This is a genomic window from Undibacterium sp. Xuan67W (assembly GCF_049340165.1).
In the GTDB taxonomy this organism is placed as follows: Bacteria; Pseudomonadota; Gammaproteobacteria; order Burkholderiales; family Burkholderiaceae_D; genus Undibacterium.
In genome coordinates, this window is record NZ_JBMPPN010000001.1 from 352675 (window position 1) to 377515 (window position 24841).

Sequence of the window (24841 nt, forward strand, 5' to 3'; positions counted from 1 at the left end):
GCAAAGGTCATTGGTACTATTAAATTCCTTCTACAAAAAACAATCTCCCATCTGAGTTAGCAATACGAATCGTCCGGGCAGTCTCGTAATCCTGCGAGTCATACCAACGGCTCGCCGTGTCAACATCTGGAAAACGCACAATCACGGTTCGCCACTGAGAACCATGAAGCTCATCGCTCCCTTCTTTCTGAACCCTGCGCCCACCACGGACCAAAAACTCCCCCCCAAACTTTTCGACACTCGCCGTTGATAGCGGCAGGTAGTCTGCATAGCTTTTGGGATTGGTGATCCGTATTTCTGCAACGACAAACACTTCACTCATACCTTACGATCTCCTCATTAATTTTGATGAAAGCAATACACCTGCCGTCTTAAAATGAAACACATGCGGATCGAGGCAGGTTGATACTCATCACGCCACGCGATGGCCGGCAGCCTTCTTGTATGTCATCACGATTTCTTTGATCTCTTCAGGGTCGATCACATCCTCCAGCTTTGCAAAGCCGTTCGGTGAGCGTTCCTCCACCACATCGAGAATCACATCGAGTCCTTCCTGACGATTTAAACGGACAATGTCAGCGCACATCGGACGCCGCTGCTCTTCGTATTTATCAAGCGCCGCCTCGACTGCTAAGGTGCTGTCAAGCGAATCTGCAATACACTTGGCATCTAAAATTGCCTGTGTTGCGCCATTCGAACCGATCGGATACATTGGATGTGCTGCGTCACCGAGCAACGTCACCCGGCCATGACGCCAGCGTGGTAAAGGGTCGCGGTCCACCATCGGCCATTCAAACAGTTGCGTCGCCCCGTGCAATACCTCAGGGACATCAAGCCATTCAAATTTCCAATCACCAAATGTAGGAAGCAGATCGTTGAGGTCGCCTTTTTGATTCCAATCCTCACGCGACGGCGCAGTCAAGGCGCCACCAAATCCATCTTCCCGAAGACGCCGATCACAAATCCAATTGATCAGCTGCGTTCCATCTGAGCTTGGTTCTTCAATCGGGTACACCACAAATTTGGCGCGACGATGACCCGCTTGAACCATTGATCGGCCATCAAGAAACGGTTTGACCCGGCTGGTTCCACGCCACATCATCATGCCATTCCACTTTGGCGCTCCTTCATCTGGGTAAAACTGCTTACGAATGGCGGAATGGATGCCATCCGCTGCGATGAGAAAGTCGGCGGTATGTTCGACTTCATCCCCGTTGGGCAAAATTGCTGTGGCGGTTATCTGTTCGGCACTTTGCGTCACGGACCGGATTTTTTGTCCGAGATAGAGATGCTGTGGCCCGATGCGCTTCACTGCTTCTGCCCACAGATACATTTGTAGTTGACCGCGGTGGATACTTAATTGCGGGTGAGAATAGCCTGCTGGTGTACCGCGAGGGTCTTTGTATATGGTCTGTCCATGGCGATTAGCAAAGATGAGCGCGGAAGTTTCTACCGCGATTTCTTTGAGCTCATCAAGCACACCGATCTCGTCTAGTACGGCGACGGCATGCGGCAATACATTGATGCCGACACCAAGCGGCTTCAGGATTTCTGTCGCTTCGCATAGCGTCACATGATGCCCCTTCGCATGCAGCGCAAGCGCAGTGCAAAGCCCACCAATACCCCCACCAGAAATCAAAATTTTTAACTTTTGCGTCAGGTCTTGCGTCATTTAAGTCTCCATTATTTTTTTGATGATTTCGATTTATCGTAGATCATATTGTTGCACTATGCAACAATAATTTATTGAAATTTTGGCGTAAAAGGACGAGATTAGGAAGAGAAAATTTGCCGCTTCATAGGAGGAACTCGGATATGATGCTTCATTGCACTGTTGAGCCAAGTGACTCAAAAACGATACTTTTCAATAATTCAGCAAGTGATGAAAAAGAAAAAAGATACTGAAACGCCCGATATCGCCCTAAATCAAGAACGACCTTTGCTAAGGATTCCCAGTCTTGAATACGGCATCTTGGATAACTTGCTCGGATTTGCGCTGCGGCGAGCGCAAAATACTTTGTTTGTGGATTTTTATCGAGCAACGGCAGATTACGAAATCAGTCCCCAACGTTTTGCGGCGTTGGTCTTGATCGCAGAAAATAAAAGTATGCGTCAAACCCAGCTGGCTGAGGCGTTAGGACTCCATCGTAGCGGCGCATTAAGACTCGTTGCCTGGCTGTCTGATCGCGGGTGGGTAGAGAGGCATGATGACGATGCCGATGCTCGCGCGTGGGGAGTCACACTTACGCCGACTGGCACTAAAGTGTTAGGTGAAATATCGAAAATAGTGCAAGAACATGACTTAGGGATTCAACGCATCGTTGGTGATCGTAGCAGTCAATTAAAAGCGGACCTTGAGTTAATCGCAAAGAATGGGCTTTCCAAATTTGATATTTAAATTTAATTCGCCATTTAAATAAGTCTTTTAATTTAGTCTTTTAAATACGGTCACATAAATCAACTCAATAAAATAAAAGCCACCCCGACCTGCGCCGGGATGGCTTGCTTCAATTCCTGTTGATTTAATTGCGCGTTTATTTATACACACCACAACCGACGAAATAGTCATCGACCTTTTCGACATAGGTCGATTTATTCTCTAACACCTTGTTCATGGGATTCGGCCATTGATAATCAACCCAGCCGCTACCTTTGCCCTTAACGACGGCAATCATGTCCTTGACGACAAACTTATCTCCAGCTTTAAGCTCTATCAGATTTTTTCCCATCATTTTAGGATTATTTCCGTGAGATAAATTGATGCCGTTCAAGTCGTAGACGATGATATACAGATCGCGGTCATGAAAATCTTTATTTGATGTATTGGCGAACTCTGCGAAGGCTTTTTCTTTACCTTGTGATTTAATCGCTGCAATCGCTTTTTTCACCATAGCGACATCCTGATCCGCAGTGCCTCGGTCATCTGCGGCAATCGATGACGACAACAGGCCAAAACTTAAGGCGCAGGATAGTAAAAACTGACTCCAGATTTTCATTCGTATCTCCTTTAGTTGTTTTATACCGGATAAAGAACAGCTAAATCAGAGTAGAGATAAATATTGTCGAAAGCAAGTAAATAGTGGTCTGAGGCGCAAAGCCACGACGCCGGTCGCCAGGCAAATTTTGTAAGAAGAGAAGTTTGTCAGAACAACGACAGAACAAATTAGGAGGATAAGACCTGAGAGAAAGAGGCGAGCCTGGTCTGCGGCACTTGCGGGAAATGACTGTGGCTGCTTCGTTCCCGACCTGACCAGATTGGCCATGCCGCAATGCGCAGGGGCCCGCCAGATCGCATTATAACTGATCAGACCGAATTCGTGCTGGCAATTTCTGCACCTCTGGCATCTTACTTAGCGGATCGAATAGCCAACATTCGACGCAGCGGCATCAGGTCGGCATCAAATCTCATACCTTGATTTACGGATTTCGTCCCCGTTGGAGGCGGTCTCGTCACTTGCCAATAGCTTAAACAAACTCTAACGCTTATTGTCACCATCGAGTTTGGTTCGTATTCCGTTCACATCACGGGTTGCAGGCAAACCAGCATTGCATTAACGAAATATATTGCCTATTTGAACATTATTGTTATTATGTCCAGCATGCAACATGGACTGAATTACTACGTACTAGATTAATCCGCAGTAGTAATCCGCATTGAACTAGTACTAGGGATTAAACGCGTTTCCATCTCACAGCACTATTTTATTTTTTTTAATTTCTTTTTATTCATTCAACTCACGAAGTCATCACGCTCCCATAAGGAATGGTCATGGAACTACGCATACAGAATTTATCCAAGCAATACAGCAACGGTGTACAGGCTCTGAACAATATTACGCTGACGATACCGGCGGGCATGTTCGGCTTACTGGGGCCAAACGGTGCGGGTAAATCGACGCTGATGCGTACGCTGGCAACCTTGCAGGATGCTGATTCAGGAACGGCGCATCTGGATGCGATTGATATCAAGACACATAAAGATGAAGTGCGTCGCATGCTCGGCTATCTGCCGCAGGATTTTGGCTTGTATCCAAAAGTCAGTGCCTACGATTTACTAGATCATTTTGCGATACTCAAAGGACTGGACAACCGCAAACAGCGTAAAGAAGTAGTCGAAGGCCTGCTACACCAAACTAATCTCTTCAATGTAAAAACGAAACACGTTGGCGGCTTCTCAGGCGGCATGCGCCAGCGTTTCGGTATCGCACAGGCTTTATTGGGTAATCCAAAACTCATCATCGTCGACGAACCGACGGCGGGTCTCGATCCGGAAGAACGTGTGCGCTTTCACAATCTGTTATCGGATATCGGTAGCGACAAAATCGTGATCCTGTCGACGCATATCGTGGAGGACGTTGCCGATCTGTGCAATCACATGGCGGTCATCAATCAGGGCTCAGTGATCCTGACAGGCCAGCCTTTACAGCTCATCGATCAGATCCAGGGCAAAATCTGGAAACGCTTCATCGAAAAAAGCGAGCTCGCTACCTACCAGTCGCAATACCAGGTGATCTCCAGTCGCCTGACCTCAGGACGCACGCTGATACATGTCTACGCGGATAACCATCCGGGTGATGGATTTACCCAAGCCCAGGGCAATTTGGAAGACGTGTATTTCTCAGCGATGGCAACGCTGCTGGCGCAGCAACCCGCAACGTCGACCTCATCTGCACGCGCAGCATAAGGAACGATCATGCTCTCAATTATTTTGTTTGAGCTGCGGCAAAAATCCCGCAGCATTTCTACCTACATCTACTTTCTGATGTTCTTCTCGCTGGCGATGTTGTGGATCGCCGCTGCGGGTGGCGTATTTGATGGTGCCGTGATTGATTTTGGCGGCAAGGTGCATATCAATTCACCGATGGCGATTTCACAGACAGTGACCTTTCTCGGCTATCTCGGCGTGGTGATCGTCGCGGCGATGATGGGACGTGCGATCCAGCAAGATACCGAACACAATATCTGGCACTTTTTTTACAGCGCCCCCCTCAGTAAACTTCAGTATTTGGGTGGTCGTTATATGGGTGCGTTGCTGACGTTGATTCTGATTTTTTCCAGTATCAGTCTGGGTGCATGGCTGGGCTGCTACTTGCCTGGCGTGGGCAAAAATTTTCTGGGAACGATGATTCCGGCAGCTTATCTTGCCCCCTACTTTACTTCGCTGATACCGAATCTGATGATCTTCGGCGCGCTCTTCTTCACACTCGGTGCCCTATATCGCCGCATGCTGCCGGTCTATGTGTCAAGTGTGGTCCTGCTGATTGGCTACCTGGTTGCTGGCGGCCTCGCCCGCGACATTGATGACAGAACGCTGGCTGCGCTGATTGACCCCTTCGGCTCACGTGCGATCAGCCGTGTCACAGAATATTGGAGCATCGCAGATAAAAATAGCCGCATCGTGCCTCTGCAAGGCCTGCTGCTCTATAACCGCCTGATCTGGGGCGCTGTCGGCATTCTCGCGATGGTATTTTGTTACTGGCGTTTTGATTTTGCGGCAATCAGCGCAGGCGGCAAGCAAAAGAAAATCGCCGCCAAAGAAGTGGCACCGGCATCGATTCAGATCCCTGTCGTCACCCCGAATTATGGCGGAGTCAATCTCTTGTCGCTATTTATCAGTCAATGCTGGCTGAACCTGCGCGAAACAGTCAAAAACGTGTACTTCATCGTCATCGCCCTGACGGGTGTGATGTTTATGTTTTCACTCTCGAACGCACTTAGCAAAATGTATGGCACGACGACTTACCCGGTCACCTATGCAGTACTGGATTTGCTCGGTACCAGCTTTAGCCTGTTCATGCTGATCATCACGACCTTCTATGCAGGGGAACTGGTGTGGCGCGAACGCGATGCGCGGATTGCTCAGTTACTCGATGCCCTGCCGGTACCGAACTGGCTACCTTTACTGTCAAAACTGGTGGCGCTTATCAGCTTGCAAGGCATCCTGTTATTCGTGCTGATGATATGCGGGATCATCATCCAGACCGCGAAAGGCTATACGCATTATGAGTTAAGCCAGTACTTGGAACATCTGTTCCTGATGCAATGGCCAGCCTACGCTCTGATTGCGGTGCTGGCAGTGGCGGTGCAAGTTATTCTCAACAATAAGTACGTCGGTTACTTTGTCATGATCGCGTATTACATCGCAACGATTGCCTTACCGTCTTTGGGTATCGAGCATCCTATGGTGATGTACGGCGGCGGTCCGACTGCGCGCTACTCCGATATGGACGGTTTTGGTCACAACTTGCCACAGGTATTCTGGTACCAGCTGTACTGGAGCGGTGCGGCCTTGATATTGCTAGGTATAGCGATGCTGATGTGGGTACGCGGCACCACTGTCGAATGGCGTAACCGACTGCGCCTGGCACGGCACTCTGTCACGCCTGCGATCGCATCCGTGCTGGTGGTAGGCAGTCTGTTGTTTGCCGGCGTCGGCGGTTTATTGTTCTATTACACGAATATCATTAATCACTATCAGAGCAGCTTTGACAGTGAGGCTGACAGGGCAAACTATGAAAAACAGTATAAAAAATATGAAGCCCTGCCCCAACCCCGCATTACAGATATCAAGGTCGCTGTCGATATTTTTCCGGATCAAAGAACTGCCAGTGCCAAAGCCAGCTATCAACTGGTCAATAAAGGAACGGCAGCGATCAGCGAAATTTTTATCTCGCAGGCAGAAGATATCGATGTCAAGCAACTGCATTTCGACAGAACGGCAACGCCAATGATTCAGGACAAGAAAGGGTTTTATAGCTACAAACTTACTCCGGCACTAGACGCAGGCGATAAACTCGGTCTCGACATCGAACTGGCATTTGCACCGAAAGGGATTGCCGGCATGGGCAGCGACAGCCATATCCTGCACAACGGTACTTTTTTTAACAGTGGCAGTTTTCCGAGTATCGGCTATCAATCAAGAGCTGAGTTGAGCGATGAGAAAGAACGCAAGAAACACGGCCTGCCAGAGAAAGAAAGAATGGCTGACCGCGATGATCCTAAAGGTCTGGCAAATAGCTATATCGCCAATGACGCAGACTGGATACGCTTTGACGCAACCGTCTCCACCAGCGCAGATCAGATCGGGATTGCGCCGGGCAGACTGATCAAGGAATGGACCGAAAATGGCCGACGTTATTTCTACTATGCGCCGGATAAACCGGTATTAAACTTCTTCGCCTTTATGTCAGCACGGTACAGCGTGAAGAAAGCGCAATGGAACGATGTTGCGATCGAGATCGATTACCAAAAAGGTCATGAATACAATTTGGACCGCATGATCAAAGGCGTACAGGAGTCGCTCACCTACTACACCCAGAACTTCGGCCCTTATCAGCACAAAATGGTGCGTATCATTGAGTTCCCGCGCTATGCGAGCTTTGCCCAGGCATTCCCGAACACAATTCCGTTTTCTGAAAGTATCGGCTTTATTGCCAAGGTCGATGATCAGGATCCGAAAGATCTGGACTATCCTTTTTATGTGACAGCGCATGAAGTCGCACATCAATGGTGGGCACATCAGGTCGTCTCGGGCAATACCAAAGGCGCGACGATCCTGGTCGAGACGCTGGCCCAATATTCTGCACTAATGGTGATGGAAAAGACCTACGGCAAAGACAAAATGCGCAAGTTCCTGAAGTACGAACTGGATCGTTATCTGATGGGTCGTAGCCGGGAGCGCAAGAAGGAATTGCCTATCGCTTTTAATGAAAATCAGGACTACATCCATTATGCAAAAGGCAGTCTGGTTATGTACCTGCTTCAGGATCAGATCGGTCAGGACAAAGTCAATGCAGCCTTACGCGACGTGATCGCCCAATATGCGAATCAAGGTGCGCCTTACCCAAGTAGCAAAGTACTGGTCGATGCCTTGCGCAAGGTCACACCGGAGGACAAACAGGGGCTGATCACCGATTTGTTTGAGTCCATTGTGTTATTCGAAAATCGCGCCCTGACCGCAAGTGCAAAATCTGTTGGCAACGGTCAGTACGAAGTCACTCTGACCGCAAGCAGCAACAAGTTAAAAGCCGATGAACTCGGTGTAGAAAAAGAGCTACCCCTGCATGACTGGATCGATATCGGCGTGGATGACAAAGACGGAAAACCTTTATTCAGAGAACGCAAACTCATTGACCGCAAGGAAGTCTCCTACACCATACTGGTCAAAGGCGAACCAGCCAAAGCCGGAATTGATCCAGATAACAAATATATCGACCGCAAACCGGAAGACAATCTGATCAAAGTGGAGATGCCCGCCAAATAGTTGTTACTAAGAATAGTTATTGCTAAGGTCAGTGGTCGCAGCATCATTTTCATGTAACAGACCATACATGGACCATCTGACCAAACACTTCTACTGACAATCCCTGGTAGTTAGCGGTAACAAAATGAGGCGACGGCGCAAGCTGTGGCCTCATTTTTTATTTCAGCCCTCGTATGCCTGCGGTAACATACAGCCTCCGTCCGAACAATCAAGGTGTCCTGTGTTACTCGCTCCCGAACAATTTTTTGGCTTCCTGCTCGCCGCTATGTTAATTACCGCATCGCCCGGCCCTGACAATCTAATGGTACTCGGCGTCGGCATCTCACGCGGACGCACACAAGGCATGGTATTCGGCCTCGGCTGCGCACTTGGCTGCATCAGCCATACCATCCTTGCCAGTCTTGGCATCAGTGCGCTGATTGCAGCGTCACCACTAGCTTTTACCGCACTCAAAACCGGCGGCGGACTGTATTTGATTTACCTCGGCATCCAGGCTTTACGCAGTCGCGGCAGCGCGCAAGTGGCAACGACAGGCGTACCGGATGAATCACTTAGCAAACTGTTTGCCAAAGGTCTCTTCGCGAATAGTATCAACCCCAAAGTTGTGTTGTTCTTCCTCTCTTTTTTACCGCAATTCGTGATCGCAGAACGTGGCGCTGTCAGCTGGCAAACCGCCCAGCTCGGCCTGGTATTTACTGCACAGGCCGCCGTATTATTCGGCTTACTCGGCTATTTTTCCGGCGCAGCAGGCTTGTGGCTGAATCGCAATCCGCGGGCAGGACAATGGCTGGATCGCATCGCTGGCACAATCTTTGTGGCACTGGGGTTGCGTTTAATTGTGAGTCGCTGAGTGAAATATTGAGTGAGGTGCCAGATCAGATGCTAAAGCTGGTAAAAAAGAATAGTTAAAAACGTATCCGCATGACTGGTGCGGCTTAGCGAGTGTTTTTGGCTTGTGAGGCGCATGGATATTGAGGAATGGATTTCGCTTTGTTTATTGCATTGGTGATCAAATATGCTCCAATGCCAAAAAAATCAGAGCACAACAGAACGTAAAGTAATCCGCAAAGTTTGTCGTTTCTGCGTACTGCTGGCTGGAATACACAGTCACTAAGCAGGTTGAATGACTGTCAATTTTATGAACAGCAACGTAACCTCGCCCAAAAATCAAAAACAATTTAGATATTCATTGAGTAAAAGTAAGCTCAAAAATTACTCTATATTTAAATCATAATGACTTACTAAATACTAAGTCGCTGAAGATGTAATTACCTTCTCCATCACTGCATCAAACAACGCTGACTGCAATATCGCACCCAGCCATGCAATCAAGTGCTTATATCGGCTGGCATAAAACCATTCTGCGTCTACCAATGCGCATTGCCGGACAAACGGCGCGATTGCCAGATCGGCGATACTTAATTGGGCGCCTGTCAGGTGGGTATGTTGTTGCAGGCGACGGTCAAGTACATCCAGGAATACTTCAGCCCTCTCACGATATGTCGTCGCCGGATACTCAGGAAATCGTTCCGCATATTTATAGCGGTCGAGATCTTGTTTAAACGTGCTGTCGTTTTGCTGTATCAATGCCTGCGCATCGGCAGGTATGCTGCCGCCCGGTGTTAAGCATGGTACTGCTGATTGTTGCGCCAGTGCCCAGCACATGATGTCAAGACTTTGATCAATCACGCGGCCACCAGGCAACACCAGAACTGGCACCGTGCCTTTGGGTGAGTGGTCGAGCATCGCTTGTGGCTTATTACGCAGGCTGACTTCGTGTATCTGTACCTCGATGCCGCTCATCCTGATGGCGAGCCTGGCCCTAATTGCGTAAGGACAGCGGCGAAAACTGTACAACAGAGGTTTTTCTGGGCTAACTGAGTGGTCTTTGTGATTCGACAGCATCGTGGTGATCATTCCTTATAAACTGAGAGAATATTGCATTCGGCCGATTGCTATATACAATGAAATAGGAAGCAAGCTGGTCTGGGGGATTATCTCCGAATCTTACCTCGCTTACTTATCGGGACAAATCGATGGCATCTCGCACATATCATTTCGTCAGCGCTGCACTCATCGCCTTGAGCCTCTGTTCCTGCGAATCTTTATTACCTAATTCCAAGCAAAGCTCGGATCTGCCCTGGGCTACTTATCAGGTCGGCGAGCAGGAATTTGCCACCATTATTCCTGAAAAAACCACATTGGCCGATCTGCACCGCCGTAGCATCAATCCTAAAATCTCGCCGAATATCACCTTGCTCAATCATGCGGATATCAACCGTCGCCTGTTTGCCAGTGAATCGTCGAATAGCAGCCTGATTCCGCCTAAGGTACGCGCCTGCCTCGCTGCACATACTGCATGCTACGCGTATGAGATTGAAGAGAAACATCTGGATAAAAAACGTTATGGGAGTTTTTTTAAGGATTTTTTGAATTTTGAGCGCAAGGTGGAGATCACTGGCTGGCAATTTACAGCGCTGATCATTATTCAGAACGACGTGGTGATGTATACGCTCTGGAGCGGTAAATCCAATATCCAGCAATTGGAAGATGAGAAAAATCCTCTGGGTCCTTTACAGGGCTTGGGAAGCTCTTTGATCCGGCATTGATAGACAATCCCGGATCATTGAACGGAGTCTTTTGCGTGAGCAGGCCGGTTTGATGGGGTTGGCTGCTTCCCACATCGCCTGGATAAGGGTTACGCAATAAACCAAACCCCTCAACACAGAGGCACGGAGACACAGAGGAAACTCAAAGGCAGAGAAAAGCACAGATGCTCTGATTGACTTGCCTCTTATTAGTTCATCTTCAGTAGCTCCGTGCCGGTGTTTTGAGGGGTATCTTGAGATTTTTCATCTGGCCTTCCAATTTCCAATGCCATGTCAATGACAGTCTGTAGCCCTCCGCTTTGCGTCAGTCCTAAAATACTATATAGATCGTATTTAACTTCTAGATACCTAACTCCTGCCAGATCGCATCAACGCGCGCCTTGACTTCTGACGTCATCTGGATCGTTGTCCCCCACTCGCGGCTGGTTTCACCCGGCCATTTATTGGTCGCATCCAGACCCATTTTGCTGCCCAGACCGCTGACTGGCGAGGCAAAGTCCAGATAGTCGATCGGCGTATTGTCGACGAGCGTGGTATCACGCAGAGGATCAACCCGGGTTGTTATCGCCCAGATCACTTCTTTCCAGTCACGGATATTCACGTCCTCGTCCACGACGATAATGAATTTGGTATACATAAACTGGCGTAAAAAGCTCCAGACGCCAAACATGACGCGCTTGGCATGACCTGCATAGGCTTTTTTGATCTGCACTACGGCCATGCGGTAGCTACAGCCCTCGGGTGGCAAATAGAAATCAGTGATTTCGCTGAACTGTTTTTGCAGCAAAGGGATAAAGACTTCATTGAGCGCCACACCGAGCACGGCAGGCTCATCCGGTGGCTTACCCGTATAAGTTGAGTGATAGATAGGGTCACAACGCATCGTGATGCGGTCTATCGTGAACACGGGAAAACTGTCTTGCTCATTATAGTAACCAGTGTGATCGCCGTAAGGACCTTCGAGCGCGTGCTCGTAGCCGGTCGGATGCGATTCGTCCGGATGTATATGCCCCTCCAGCACAATCTCAGCACTGGCAGGCACCCGTAATTCGCTGCCGATGGCTTTGACCAGCTCGGTACGGCTACCGCGCAAGAGTCCCGCGAATTGATATTCCGACAAGCTATCCGGCACTGGTGTGACGGCACCAAGAATAGTCGCGGGATCAGCGCCAAGTGCGACAGCAATCGGATAAGGCTGCCCTTTATTGACGATACCATGCTCACGAAAATCAAGCGCGCCGCCACGATGAGCCAGCCAGCGCATGATGACCTTGTTGCGACCTAAGACCTGCTGTCTGTAGATACCCAGATTTTGCCGCTTCTTATATGGCCCCTTGGTAATCACCAGACCCCAGGTAATTAAAGGCGCCACGTCACCCGGCCAGCAATGCTGGATCGGCAGTTTCGCCAGATCGACATCGTTGCCTTCCCAGACGATTTCCTGGCACTTCGCACCACGCACCTCTTTTGGTGCCATGTCCCATACGGCTTTGACGAGAGAACCGAGCCCGAGAATATCTTTAAAACCCTTCGGTGGTTCCGGCTCTTTTAAAGACGACAGCACATGCCCGATTTTGCGCAGCTCGCTGATATTGTCGGCGCCCATCCCCATCGCGACCCGGTGCGGCGTACCAAATAAATTGCCAAGTACCGGTATTGAATGACCAGTTGGCTTGGTAAATAAAAGCGCCGGTCCTTCTGCGCGCAAGGTGCGATCGCAGATCTCTGTCATCTCCAGATACGGTGAAACAGGCGTAACTATTTGTTTTAATTCATTTTGTTGTTGAAGTTGAGAAATAAAATCCCGTAAATCTGCATATTTCATGTTTTTTAGCTTTTTATGAGTTTGAACTTAATAAAGCAAATAAATTCGGCAAGTACTTGATTTCATTGTACTTTGCTGCGACGCAGCAGAAATTTCTAGATTTAAAAGTAATGACAACCAATTTCTATAGTATTGACTTGATATAAAACCGACCCTACAATTCGCCCAACTTGATGAAGAGGCTAGAACTCCGGCGCAGTCGAACAAAGATTGCAACGCCAAAAGGTAACATCATTCACGGGGATCGGGCCCCACATAACATTGTAAGGATTGTTTTCAAAAGGCGACTGCCTTGACCCGAAAATAGTTGTTTGTCACAAGCGAGATTACGAATCTCCCACCCTAAGTTGAGTTACATAAAGCTCAACAGACAAATAACTCCGGCGTCTTTTTGATCGCGCCAGCGACGGAGACGATGTTTCTGATTCGTAGTTTTTTATTTGCGTGTTGTTCTTTGCTGAACAGACAAGCGCTACGAAAGTTCAGGAGGTTAAATGTTTCAAGGTTTTATTTTAGCAGTACAACAAGGCAGCACTCTGCTCGCCAGCAAGACCACAGCCCTGTCCATCGCCGCACGCGATACGCGCAGCGGCTTTATGACTACCATGCACCATCTGCTGATGTTGCTGGGTATTTCTGCCATATTCGTCCTTGGCCTGATGTTTATCAAACCAGATCTGGTTGAAAAATTTAAAAAACTTTCCCCGTTTGTCACGATCGAAGAAAGCGTTGCTGAACAAGCTACACCACCAAGCCTGGCAATGTTGATGGCAACACCAGAGCAAGTTGCTCAATCAGATGCAATCAAAAATGCTGAACTGACTGAAGACGACGCCAAAATGCTGGGCAACCAGCGTCAGCAGCAATGGGTGACGAACTGGCTGGCAAAACGCTATCGCATCGCCAGCGACGCGACGAATATGCTGGTCTCGGCAAGCTACCTGACAGCGCAAGAAATCAAACTGGACCCGCTGCTGATCTTGTCTGTCATGGCAATTGAATCTGGTCTTAACCCCTTCGCTGAGAGCCCCGTAGGCGCTCAGGGCCTGATGCAAGTCATGTCCAAGGTCCACCACGACAAGTTTCAGGAAATGGGCGGCGTCAAAGCAGCGCTGAATCCAGTGGCAAATATCAAGGTCGGTGCATTGATTTTGAAAGATTATGTCTTGCGTGGAGGTTCGGTTGAAGCAGGTCTCAAACTCTACGTGGGTGCGGCGGCTTTTGAAAACGATGCAGGCTATGGCTCACGTGTGATGGCGGAATACCGTCGTCTGAAGGATGTCGCTACGGGTAAAAATGTACCAACATTCACCTCTACTCCCGTACCAGCACCTGCGCCAGCGCCACAGAATGCACCAGCACCTAAGAGTGATGCCGTGACCGAGGCAAAAGCTGCCGAATCGAAGCCTGCCCATCCGGAGCAAATTGCCAAGCTATAACCGACTTGCAGTCAGTAATTAAGCATTGCTACCAGAACTAGTATGTTTTGGTCGTGAAAAAGCCGTCAGCATCAGCAGACGGCTTTTTTTATTGTTCAACGCCAAAATCATAATCCTTCGCGACCTTCAGTACCGCCTCGCGAAAATCATGCATCAGCTCAGAGCGTTTGCCGCCGCTAGGACAAGCCAATACATACTGATGACGGATATCGCTGGAAAAAGGACGCACCACGACGCCATTTTTAAGCCAGAGCTTTGCACCAAACGGCTCAACAATCGAGACGCCCAGACCGTTCGCAACCATGGCATAGCGCGTGTGCGAGGTTTGCGTCTTGACCCGATGGATTGGACGACTTCCCGCTTCACTCAGTCTCAGGGTTTCTAATTCATAGCTCTGCGATACGATAGGAAAAAATCCAATGATGTCTTCTCCATCGAGATCCATCGGCTCAATCACTTCCTTGCTGGTTAAATGATGACCGACTGGCATCGCGCACATCACACTCGCTTCCTTGAAAATCTCTTGTTCTATCCCCGCCAGCGGCGGGAACGCCATGCAAATCGCCATATCGACTTTTTGATCCTGCAAGCGCACTAGGATTTCTGGTGCATTTGAACTATCCACAGTCACCGGCACGTCCTGATGGTATTTAAAGAACTCGCGCAGGATCAGCGGCAAGATGGAGGAGGACAAGATCGGTAAACAGGCAATCGTGATGCCCTGAGGTGCCTCATTACGAATATTGCTGGCGACCTGCGACAAACGCTCCAGTCCAAGAAAGTTTTCCTCGACAGCGCTATAAAAACGCACACCCGCCAAAGTCGGCTCCAGCCGCCCTTTGTCGCGATTAAACAACCTGAAGCCGAGCGTTTCTTCTAAATCAGCAATCAAACGACTAATCGCAGGTTGCGTGATGTTCATTTTCCGCGCGGCACCAACACTGGTGCCTGCAATCATAAGGCAACGAAAAGCTTCGATTTGTCTAAACTGGATCATCCCTTACTCCTTATTTATTCGACATTCAAATAGAGCATATCAGCATACTCACCCAAGTATTTTTCAAAAACACTATAAATTCAAGCGCGATTAAGGCATTTCAAAGTAATTTAACGGGGAGTATGCAAATAATATAACGAAACATTACTTAAAAAGTGCTCACAATGTCACCCGAGTGTTTGCTATTCAAAAAGAATCGGCAAATTAAATTCACCCTACACCTATAACAAAAATACATGAGGTATGCGAATTTGTTAGTGGACATGATATGGCATTTTTGAAATACTTCGTTACCTAATTGTTACAGGATGACAACATTAGGCAAAAGGATCCAATTTCCTGTCGCCGATTTGTTTTTAATTTCCGTAATAATTAGCCCACTGATCCACCAAGCAAGACATATCGCCCTATCAGGCTTTTGTTCCCTTTGGCAAGTTCAGTGATACCCACAAGGTGAAAAATCAGCGTGTCTTCGTCTTCCATAAGCAGATTGACTCACGCTGACTTGACTCTTCATCAGCACGACACACAGGTCACACTCCGACTGTCGATGAATCAAGTCTGCACACTATTTGTCTGTTGTTTAACAGTATGAGGGAGAATATGCTTGCTTTAGGAACTATCAAATTGAAAGGGATGGACGAAAAATTCAACCTGCTCACCGGTCTTACCCAGTCCAAAGTGAAACATCGCTATGCAGGCGATATTGAGGCTGAATCTTGTTTTGAGTGCCTGACCTTCTCTGCCACAGCGCAATCCGCCAACTTCGTCGGACTCGAATACCTGACCGGCAAGATCGGCAATCGTCACGGCGGATTTATCTTGCAACACGTCGGCAGCATTAAATCCGGCAAGTCAGAAAGCACATTGAACGTGCTGAGCGGTTCCGGTACCGGTGAGCTGGCAGGCATCAAAGGGCACGGCCGCAGCACCTGGAGCGGTATCAATGGCCAGTTGTCTCAGGTGCTGCTGGAATATACCTTTGATTAAGTCAAATTAAGTCTAATAAAACCACATAAGGCAGGCTCAGCAGCATCGCAATAAAATGAAAGGCACGTTATTTACGTCAGCGATTTTTACTACAAGTTTATACGGCTGGCCGTGATAAAAACTCTGCGATACGCCGCACGGCTTCCTGTAAATTCGCCATCGAGGTCGCATACGAGATACGGACATAGCGTCGCGCACCTGAAGTGCCAAAATCCAGACCTGGCACAATCACGACACCGGCCTCTTGCAATAAATCACGGGTAAATTTATCGGCATCAGCAGAAAAACGCGAACAATCCGCATAGACATAAAACGCGCCATCCGGCATCACGGGCACCTCAAAACCCAGAGCAGTCAAGGCGGGAACGATGTAATCGCGCCGGCGTTTAAATTCTGCTTTACGCTCTTCATAGACAGCCAGAGCTTCTGGCGAAAAACAGGCGATTGCTGCATGCTGCGCCACAGACGAAGCACATATAAACAAGTTCTGAGCAAGCTTCTCAATATGCGGCACGATACGCTCCGGCACCACCAGCCAGCCCAAACGCCATCCTGTCATATTGAAATATTTACTGAAGCTGTTGATCACCACCACATCATCATCCAGAGATAGCGCCGAAAAGGGCGCCCCCTCATAAGACAAGCCCTGATAAATTTCATCCACAATCGTAAATCCACCGCGCGCTTTAACGCTTGTGATGATGCGTGCGAGCTCGTCATGATCAATCGACGTCCCCGTCGGATTCGAGGGAGAAGCCAGCAGTACACCTCTAGTTGCCTCACTCCAGTGTTCATTCACCATTGCATCTGACAACTGGAAGCGCTGCTGAGGACCGCTCTCAATCAAACGAGCTTTCCCCTCAAATGCCGCGACAAAATGGCGGTTGCACGGATAACATGGATCTGGCATCAAAACTTCTGCCCCGGGTTCGACCAGCGCGGCGCACGCCAGCAACAATGCGGCGGACGCCCCTGCAGTCACAATGATGCGACTGGTAGGGATTACCAACCCAAACGTATCAAGATAATGCCGGGCAATCGCCTCACGCAAGGCAGGTACGCCAAGGGCAGAGGTATATTGCAAGCGCCCGTCTGCCATGGCTTTGCCAGCGGCATCAATCACAATCTGCGGCGCAGTAAAGTCCGGCTCACCGATTCCCATATGGATAATATGACGCCCTTGCGCCTCAAGATCAGCCGCCATTTTGGCTAATTCCATTACATGAAAAGGAGCGATATTATCCAAACGGGAGGCGAGATTTTTTTCCATGAGCTTAATTTTTTGTAGTTGTCATTTGACAGGTTTGCGAGATTCCACGGAAATTCAAACAATGATAAGACACAAAAAAACCGCCTCATTTCATTCAGAAATAAGACGGTTTATCGGCAAGTCATCGCATCAGAATCTGATATTCATCAGAGCTTCAATAACACGTTCATTATTTTCCGGCGCTGATTTCGGTTGTCCGCAATTTTGCGGCCAATTTATCCAGCACGCCATTCACATATTTATGTCCATCTAAACCGCCAAAGGATTTGGTCAATTCAACAGCCTCGTTGATCACGACGCGGTAAGGAATTTCGATGTGATGTTTTAATTCGTAAGCACCAATCAACAAAGCTGCGTGCTCAATTGGCGACAGCTCAGCAATCGTACGGTCGATCAGAGGCGTGATTTCTTCACGCAACTGTATTGACTGATTGATGGCGCCATGCAGCAAGGCATCAAAATGCTCACGATCCGCTTTATCAAAGCCATGCGCCTCGCGAATGTGGGCGTCGATTACACCTGAGTCTTCGTTATTCAGCAGCCACTGGTATATACCTTGTAAGGCGAATTCGCGCGCACGATGTCTGGGCGAGCGGCTTTTGCTGGGATTAGCGTGCAGGGTTTTGTTCGTCATAGTCATCTCTACTTAATTGGGTGACGCTCTTAAGCGTCGTAACCCGTATCTTCAGTTGCTTCGGCCAGTTCTTCCAGTGCCAGTGTCAGGTTTGCCATTTCAACAGCAACACGAGCAGCATCGGCACCCTTCTCCGCCATACGGACTTCGGCTTGCGCATCATTCTCTGTGGTCAAAATCGCATTCGCAATCGGGATCCCGCTATCCAAACCGACGCGTGTAATGCCGGCACCGGACTCATTGGAAACCAGCTCAAAATGATAGGTCTCACCGCGAATCACTGCACCCAGGGCAATCAGCGCATCAAACTGGTTTGTCTCGGCCAGCTTTTGCAATGCAAGCGGCACTTCCAGTGCGCCAGGCACAGTAACGTGCAAAATATCTTCGTTCAATACACCCAGACGCGTCAATTCAGCCAGACAAGCAGACAACAAGCCATTGCCCACAGTTTCGTTAAAGCGAGCCTGCACAATACCTACGCGCACACCAGCGCCGTCCAGATTTGATTCGTAATGTCCTACAGTCATGATCTTCCCTTTTTGCGCTTGTGCGCTGCTATGTCATTATTCAAGTATGGACGACAAACTGACGCCCGGGTATTTTTTACAGTAGTTCTGATTGGCTTTTTTATTTGATACCGGCGGTATCAAGGCTTGTCCATGTAACCGACCACCTCAAGGTCAAAGCCCGTCATTGAGGGCATTTTTCTCGGATTTGCCAGCAGCTTCATGCGACCAACTCCGACATCCTTCAAAATCTGTGCACCGATACCATAGTTACGTAAATCCATCCGTGCCGCACGAGATTGTGGACGTGCATCCGGGGTGTTCAATGCTTTGAATTGATCAAACATCTGCTCCGCAGTTTCTTCACAATTCAGCAAGACAATGACGCCTGCGTCAGAAGCCTGCACCGCCGCCATCGCTGCGGCAACATTCCATGAATGCGTGGTAATTTTACTTTCCAGCAGATCAAGTATCGAGACTGGCTGGTGCACCCGCACTAATGCCTCTTTATCTCGTGTAATGTGACCATGTACCAGAGCCAGATGCGCGGAACCACTTGGTTTATCACGATAGACAACAGCATTAAAGCTACCGTGGACAGTTTGCATTTCACGCTCGGCAACGCGTTCGACAATACTCTCCGTTTGACTACGGTAGTGAATCAAATCGGCGATCGTACCAATTTTCAATCCATGTTCTCTGGCAAACTCCATCAAATCCGGTAAGCGCGCCATGGTGCCATCGTCCTTCATGATCTCGCAGATCACCGCTGCCGGAGTCAAGCCAGCCAGATCCGCCAGATCACAACCTGCCTCTGTATGACCGGCACGCATCAGCACGCCGCCTTTTTGCGCCTTCAGGGGGAAGATATGACCAGGCTGAACGATGTCATTTGCCGTCATTTTTTTATCTACAGCGACTTGGATGGTACGCGCACGATCTGCTGCCGAAATACCGGTAGTTACCCCCTCGGCTGCCTCAATAGATACCGTGAAGTTAGTTCCGTAGGCGGTGCCGTTACGACTCGACATCATTGCCAGATTCAACTCATCGCACCGCTCTTCTGTCAGCGTCAGGCAAATCAGGCCGCGACCGAACTTCGCCATAAAATTAATCGCTTCCGGCGTTACAAACTCGGCAGCCAACACCAGGTCGCCCTCGTTTTCACGGTCTTCTTCATCGACCAGTATCACCATGCGACCAGCGCGCAATTCTTCAACGATTTCTTGGGTATTTGACATGCTCATGAGGATTTCCTAGACAGTGTACGGCTCGTCGCAGCTGAATTTACAGAATCTATCAACAATTCGGTATCCGTACGAAGTGCCGGACATCAATTTTAGTAGTTCTCAGTAATTCGTTATGCGACTGTATATATGTAACCCTCTATTGTAATGGATTTAGCCCGCCAGACAGAATGGCAATTGAGAATACCGGACTGTGTTTGTTAAAAATTACTTCAGTCAAATCAAAAAAATCTGCCAATTGAATAAAAAATTTACATTTACACCACGAATAAACACGAAAAAAAACCAATAGAGAAATTTGGCATAGTTCCTGCATGGCAAGTAATATCAAGACTTGTCACCTTGCGCATCCAACCTGCACATGGCGAGTTTTTTTGTGATCTGGATATTGCTAAACGGGCTTACTCGTGTCAGCATTAATATTTACACTTTGAAACATTTTGAGTGGTAATCTTAGTTTCTGGCAATGTAATGGCGCATTTTAATGGGGCATCTTTTTGTTTTCCGCATCATTTAAGTGCACAATTGATTGTGTTAGGCAACTTGGTTTTAGTTATCCGCTGTTATCTGTTGTTATCCGTTTTTCATGAGGGGCGCTATGAATAAGGTAGTACAAAACGAAATAAGAAAATTTTGTGTTCTGTTGTTCAATTTATTTTGTATCAGCATGTTAATCACCGCATGCCAGAAAACCTCACCGCCCGAAGAGGCAGCAAGTACGCCTCCCGCAGCCGCGGAACCCATCTCATCGCAACCAACAGGCTTGGTCAAAAATGCGATACGACATACCGAAGAGACCGCTGACGTCACTAAATGGATGGATCAGGCATCAACCAAAACTGCAGCCCAGATCGCGTTAGAAGAGAAGCAGGCAAAAGACGCTAAGGATGCCAAGCTAGCAGCAGAAGCCAAAGCACTGGCGGCAAAAACAGCCATCAACTCCCGCGACTCGGTAAAGGCAGCGGCAACAACGATCGCTCAGACACCCGCGGTTGTACAAAAAGCGGTCGAAGTCCCAGCAGCTGCGCCCATCGTTGCGGTTGCAGCACCTAAGCCAGCACCGGCACCGGAGCCTGTCACACTCAAACTACTGTCCAGCGTGCAACCACGTTTTCCACGAAGTGCTGAAAAACTCGGCATTACTGAGGGTACAGTCAGTGCTAGGGTTCACGTTGAAACAGATGGCAGAGTATCCAGTGTAGATATCCTTCAGTCTAAGCCAGCGAAGTACTTTCCTGCAGAGGTAGTAGCGGCAGTTACTCAATGGAAATACGCGCCAATATCCAGCCCGCAAACCAAGGTTTTAGAATTCAATTTCAAGCAGGAAAACTGATTAATCCAGGTAGTAAAATGCCGACATCATCTGGAAATCCACTCCAATAAAAAAGCCGCAGATTGCGGCTTTTTTATTTCTGAGTTTCTCATCAGGGCAGCAAAAAAACAAGCCTGTAACATCGATATCGAAGCTCACCTCATCAATGCCCGTGCCCGTCAGTATGCGCTGACGTGTCGACTGGCATACCTGCTCCATCTTTTCCTTCGAAGAAAAACGGCTTGCGGGCCTTAGGTGTCGCGCCGACTTCATTCATCGTTGCCGAGTCATACAAACGGCCATTCAGCATCACGTGAGAGATTTTGTCGGATTGACGTATATCTTTCAACACATCACCGTCGATCATCACCAGATCAGCCAGCTTACCGGATTCCAGTGAGCCGATATCTTTATCCATTCCCAGGTATTTTGCACCGTTCAGCGTCGCGACCCGGATCGCCTCAAGCGAACTCATACCGCCGCGTGCTAGCGTCCACATTTCCCAATGTGCGCCCAAGCCTTCGCGCTGACCGTGTGCACCGAGATTGACTGGCACACCTGCACGCTGCAACTCGGTCGCCGTCTTTGCGATATTAAAGACATTGAAATCTTCTTCAGGAGCCGTCTCACGCCTTACGCTGCGTGACTCAAGCACAGTACGCGGAACATAGCGCGACAGTAGAGGATGCTTCCAAACATCCGTACGCGCATACCAGTAATGCTCGCCATCCAGACCACCGTAGCCAACGATCAGAGTCGGCGTGTAGCCGACTTTCGTCTGCGACCACAACTGTTTTACATCATCATAAGCATTCGCGACCGGAATCGCATGCTCAATCCCGGTGTGACCATCAATCACCATACTCATATTGTGCTGAAACAGGGAGCCGCCTTCCGGAACGACCATCATGCCGGTCTGACGCGCCGCTTCCAAGACCTGCTGACGCTGCTCGCGGCGCGGTTGGTTATAGCTTTTCACCGAAATCGCACCTGCGGCTTTCAAGCGTTTTAGATGCGTTAAGGCATCATCAAGATTGTTGACTACGGCACTGATGTTTGCCTTGGCACCATACAAAATCGTCCCAGTAGAGAAAATTCGCGGACCGACAATTTTGCCAGCGCGCTGCAATTCACTCTGGCTAAAAATCTCTGATGTGTCGTTCGACGGATCATGCAAAGTCGTGACACCAAAGGCCAGCGAGGCGTAGTTAATCCAGCTTTGCTGAGGGATAATTTCACGCTCTCCCATACCACCATGCCAGTGCACATCCACAATGCCGGGGATAATTGTTTTACCTGCCGCGTCCATCTGCGTCGCGCCAAACGGCACTGCAATATCTGCGGCACTGCCAACGGCGATAATTCGGTTTTCTTTTATGACGATGCGACCATTATCAATGACTTCATCCCCCTTCATGGTCACGATGCGCGCACCTGAAATGACGGTCGTTGCAGTAGGCTTATTGGCTTTTTCCTGAAAACCAATTTTCAGACCGGTCTCTGCAGGCTTGCTGATTTCTTTTGGCGAACCCGGTAAAAACGTGAAAGCGTTTTTTAATTCGGTACTGAATAATTCATCGCCAAGTGCAAAATGAATCTTGCTGCTGTCACCGGACCAATGCACGTAATCACCTGCATTCACATCCAATTGCCTGACCGGCAGCCCATCCATTTTTTGGCCGATAGTCACCGGTTTTCCTGCCATCGGCAAGGGTGTGACGAATGTATGAAAACGCTCGCCAAACGCCAGCCAGTTACCATCCGGAGAAATACTGAACTCACTGGCGAATTCCCCCTTGGCGACTGCTTGCTCTTCGTTTTTATTGATATCGATCCTGACCAATGAGGTACTCCAATCGACCTCGCCAGAGCGCTGCATCCTGGACACATAAACGACATCATTATCTTTCCCAAATTGCGGCGCGGCCCCATCATCAGTAAGCAGGCGCGGTGCTGATTTGCCATCAGCGTTCACAACAAAGATACCGGTTTCCAGTCCATACCATGGCGAGGTCAGATAACCACCGCGCGACTTTTCATAGGTCACTTGCTTGCCATCGGGAGAGAATTGTGGGGACAGGTATTTTCCTGGCTTCTTTGTCAAAACGGTTTCCTGACCGCTGTGAATATCGATACTGCGTACCGATCCCAGTTTTTCATCATCCCAGGTGGTGAAGACAATGCTGCGTCCATCACGTGAAAAATGCGGAAAGAATTCAAAATGATCCTGCTGCTTCGTCAGCCGTTGCGGCATACCATTCGGCAGGTCACGGATATATAGTTGTCCCAGCGCCGAGTACACCACTTTATCGCCTTGCGGCGAGACATTCACCCATCGTAATTGATGCACATCAAATTTATCCGGTGCTACCGCGGTGTCGAACCGTAACGCAGGACGAATTTCCCTGGTGTCTTTTACGTGGAATGCGATTTCCTTCGAAGACTTGGCAAATGGATCAACACGCCAGAGCTTGCCCTTTGCCCAGACCACTAATTGCTTACTTCCGGGTAGCCAGCTAATCGACGGATACACGCCATGCACCGCCCAGGTCTCCTGCATGTCACGCTCTAACTCACTCCACGCGACCTTCTCTTCGCCAGTCTCCAGATCCTTCAAGAACAAGGTACTCTGGTTGCGCACTCTGCGCACAAACGCCAGATACTTACCATCTGGCGATGGCGTTGGACGTACAGCACCACCCGGGCCACTGACAAAAGCCTTGGTCTTACCATCTTTTAAATCTTTACGAAAAATCTGATAAATCTGTGCATTCGAGTTTTTGTTGTACTCAAATGAATTGCCCGAAGTCGTGTCCTGAGAATAATAGACGTAGCGCCCATCAGGAGAGAATGCAGGCTCCCCCAGGTCTTTCTGCCAATTGGGCTTTTCGTTCAACTGCACTCCCGCGCCGCCGCCAACGTGATACAACCAGATTTCGCCAGATCCCAGCGAACGTGTACCCGTGTAATGCTTGCGCGCAGCAATGTACTGACCGTTCGGATGCCATACTGGATTATTGAGCAAGCGGAACTCCTCTTTGGTCAGTGCATGGGCGTTTGTTCCGTCCACATTCATGATCCAGATGTTGTCGCCACCGCCAGCGTCAGACATATAAGTCAGTTGTTTGCCATCCGGCGAAAACCTTGCCTGCATTTCCCAGGCAATGCTATGAGTCAATGCCTTCGCCTCTCCCCCCTCAATGGGCAGCAGATATAAATCCCCCAAGAGATCAAAAACAATCTGCTTACCGTCCGGGCTCACATCGACACTCATCCAGGTACCTGTTCTGGTGTCAATATTGACCGTAGAACCTGTACCGGCAGGCGCATTCACATCCCATTTTTTCTTGGCATCCACGACGTCTTTACTGGCCTCTGCACCGATGCTTGCTACGCTACATAAAGTGAGGAATAAAGCGCTGCATAACTGTATTTTTTTGAGCGTTTGCATCTGATCTCCGTTAGAAATGGGGTAGTGACTTCGTTTGATATCGGTCGTTTGGCAGGCGAAGACAAATAAACACCGCGCTTACACGCACATAGTATGCAGTGACACGTATAAGCAGCTTTAAACGAATAGCGTCGTAGTATAAATCGAACCCAGATTGTTGCTTCAAGGAGGACGAAAGTCTAGTCGGAACTGCTGGAAATCAGGCTGGAGTAAATAAAAACCATAAAGTTTCGCGCCGAGCCCTTTCCACCAACGATAATTTTATTAAATCTGATAAATCTTTTTAATCTATGGTGAA

The 24841-nt window shown here is 48.8% G+C and carries 19 protein-coding genes and 1 other RNA gene; 8 read left to right on the forward strand and 12 right to left on the reverse strand.

Annotated features, from left to right (window positions below; translation table 11 throughout):
* Positions 1 to 19: 19 nt before the first annotated feature.
* Together ACO0LE_RS01595 and ACO0LE_RS01600 are read right to left on the reverse strand one after the other, a co-directional pair.
* On the reverse strand, positions 20 to 322 hold the full coding sequence (locus ACO0LE_RS01595; protein ID WP_422958662.1) for a DUF1330 domain-containing protein: 303 nt from the start codon (positions 320 to 322) through the stop codon (positions 20 to 22).
* 90 nt (positions 323 to 412) lie between these two features.
* Positions 413 to 1672 (reverse strand): flavin-dependent oxidoreductase, encoded by a 1260-nt coding sequence (locus tag ACO0LE_RS01600; protein WP_422958663.1) that lies wholly within the window; start codon positions 1670 to 1672, stop codon positions 413 to 415.
* Positions 1673 to 1882: 210 nt separating this feature from the next.
* Here ACO0LE_RS01600 and ACO0LE_RS01605 point away from each other — a divergent pair, with 210 nt between their 5' ends.
* Positions 1883 to 2398: a MarR family winged helix-turn-helix transcriptional regulator gene (locus ACO0LE_RS01605; protein WP_422958664.1), complete on the forward strand. Its 516-nt coding sequence runs from the start codon at positions 1883 to 1885 to the stop codon at positions 2396 to 2398.
* Positions 2399 to 2534: 136 nt separating this feature from the next.
* Here ACO0LE_RS01605 and ACO0LE_RS01610 read toward each other — a convergent pair whose 3' ends face one another.
* Entirely contained in the window at positions 2535 to 2996 is a 462-nt protein-coding gene (locus tag ACO0LE_RS01610; protein WP_422958665.1) for a cache domain-containing protein, read from the reverse strand.
* A 191-nt stretch (positions 2997 to 3187) separates the two neighbouring features.
* An RNA gene (ffs, locus tag ACO0LE_RS01615) (signal recognition particle sRNA small type) lies at positions 3188 to 3286 on the reverse strand.
* A 483-nt stretch (positions 3287 to 3769) separates the two neighbouring features.
* Between ffs and ACO0LE_RS01620 the strand changes: the two genes are divergently transcribed.
* The 3 genes from ACO0LE_RS01620 (at position 3770) to ACO0LE_RS01630 (ending at position 9113) form a co-directional block, all read left to right on the forward strand.
* The gene (locus ACO0LE_RS01620) at positions 3770 to 4684 is read left to right on the forward strand and encodes an ABC transporter ATP-binding protein (RefSeq protein ID WP_422958666.1); all 915 of its coding nucleotides are present in this window, start codon (positions 3770 to 3772) and stop codon (positions 4682 to 4684) included.
* Between the two features lie 9 nt (positions 4685 to 4693).
* Positions 4694 to 8263: an ABC transporter permease/M1 family aminopeptidase gene (locus ACO0LE_RS01625; protein ID WP_422958667.1), complete on the forward strand. Its 3570-nt coding sequence runs from the start codon at positions 4694 to 4696 to the stop codon at positions 8261 to 8263.
* A 265-nt stretch (positions 8264 to 8528) separates the two neighbouring features.
* Entirely contained in the window at positions 8529 to 9113 is a 585-nt protein-coding gene (locus ACO0LE_RS01630; protein ID WP_422958692.1) for a LysE family translocator, read from the forward strand.
* 398 nt (positions 9114 to 9511) lie between these two features.
* Here ACO0LE_RS01630 and ACO0LE_RS01635 read toward each other — a convergent pair whose 3' ends face one another.
* On the reverse strand, positions 9512 to 10168 hold the full coding sequence (locus tag ACO0LE_RS01635) for a glutathione S-transferase (RefSeq protein ID WP_422958668.1): 657 nt from the start codon (positions 10166 to 10168) through the stop codon (positions 9512 to 9514).
* A gap of 131 nt (positions 10169 to 10299) precedes the next feature.
* Between ACO0LE_RS01635 and ACO0LE_RS01640 the strand changes: the two genes are divergently transcribed.
* Positions 10300 to 10872: a hypothetical protein gene (locus ACO0LE_RS01640; protein ID WP_422958669.1), complete on the forward strand. Its 573-nt coding sequence runs from the start codon at positions 10300 to 10302 to the stop codon at positions 10870 to 10872.
* 340 nt (positions 10873 to 11212) lie between these two features.
* Here ACO0LE_RS01640 and ubiD read toward each other — a convergent pair whose 3' ends face one another.
* Positions 11213 to 12697: a 4-hydroxy-3-polyprenylbenzoate decarboxylase gene (gene ubiD / locus ACO0LE_RS01645; RefSeq protein ID WP_422958670.1), complete on the reverse strand. Its 1485-nt coding sequence runs from the start codon at positions 12695 to 12697 to the stop codon at positions 11213 to 11215.
* A 494-nt stretch (positions 12698 to 13191) separates the two neighbouring features.
* On the opposite strand from ubiD, the gene ACO0LE_RS01650 reads away from it, so the two are divergent.
* Entirely contained in the window at positions 13192 to 14136 is a 945-nt protein-coding gene (locus ACO0LE_RS01650; RefSeq protein ID WP_422958671.1) for a transglycosylase SLT domain-containing protein, read from the forward strand.
* Positions 14137 to 14224: 88 nt separating this feature from the next.
* Here the strand turns inward: ACO0LE_RS01650 and ACO0LE_RS01655 are convergent, their stop codons facing one another.
* Positions 14225 to 15133 (reverse strand): LysR substrate-binding domain-containing protein, encoded by a 909-nt coding sequence (locus ACO0LE_RS01655; RefSeq protein ID WP_422955911.1) that lies wholly within the window; start codon positions 15131 to 15133, stop codon positions 14225 to 14227.
* Positions 15134 to 15736: 603 nt separating this feature from the next.
* Here ACO0LE_RS01655 and ACO0LE_RS01660 point away from each other — a divergent pair.
* A complete protein-coding gene (locus ACO0LE_RS01660; protein WP_422958672.1) occupies positions 15737 to 16123 on the forward strand; it encodes a DUF3224 domain-containing protein in 387 nt (128 codons plus the stop codon).
* Positions 16124 to 16220: 97 nt separating this feature from the next.
* On the opposite strand, the gene ACO0LE_RS01665 is transcribed toward ACO0LE_RS01660, so the two are convergent.
* From ACO0LE_RS01665 to ribBA, 4 genes are all read right to left on the reverse strand, one after another.
* Positions 16221 to 17393, reverse strand: a complete 1173-nt coding sequence (locus tag ACO0LE_RS01665; RefSeq protein WP_422958673.1) for a pyridoxal phosphate-dependent aminotransferase — start codon at positions 17391 to 17393, stop codon at positions 16221 to 16223.
* Between the two features lie 169 nt (positions 17394 to 17562).
* On the reverse strand, positions 17563 to 18027 hold the full coding sequence (gene nusB, locus ACO0LE_RS01670; protein WP_422958674.1) for a transcription antitermination factor NusB: 465 nt from the start codon (positions 18025 to 18027) through the stop codon (positions 17563 to 17565).
* 29 nt (positions 18028 to 18056) lie between these two features.
* Positions 18057 to 18554 carry a 6,7-dimethyl-8-ribityllumazine synthase gene (ribH, locus tag ACO0LE_RS01675; protein WP_422955915.1) on the reverse strand — a complete coding sequence of 166 codons (498 nt, stop codon included), beginning with the start codon at positions 18552 to 18554 and terminating at the stop codon, positions 18057 to 18059.
* A gap of 119 nt (positions 18555 to 18673) precedes the next feature.
* Positions 18674 to 19780 carry a bifunctional 3,4-dihydroxy-2-butanone-4-phosphate synthase/GTP cyclohydrolase II gene (gene ribBA / locus ACO0LE_RS01680; RefSeq protein WP_422958675.1) on the reverse strand — a complete coding sequence of 369 codons (1107 nt, stop codon included), beginning with the start codon at positions 19778 to 19780 and terminating at the stop codon, positions 18674 to 18676.
* A 667-nt stretch (positions 19781 to 20447) separates the two neighbouring features.
* Here ribBA and ACO0LE_RS01685 point away from each other — a divergent pair.
* The gene (locus ACO0LE_RS01685; protein WP_422958676.1) at positions 20448 to 21113 is read left to right on the forward strand and encodes an energy transducer TonB; all 666 of its coding nucleotides are present in this window, start codon (positions 20448 to 20450) and stop codon (positions 21111 to 21113) included.
* A 142-nt stretch (positions 21114 to 21255) separates the two neighbouring features.
* Here ACO0LE_RS01685 and ACO0LE_RS01690 read toward each other — a convergent pair whose 3' ends face one another.
* A complete protein-coding gene (locus ACO0LE_RS01690; RefSeq protein WP_422958677.1) occupies positions 21256 to 24543 on the reverse strand; it encodes an amidohydrolase family protein in 3288 nt (1095 codons plus the stop codon).
* Between the last annotated feature and the right edge of the window lie 298 nt (positions 24544 to 24841).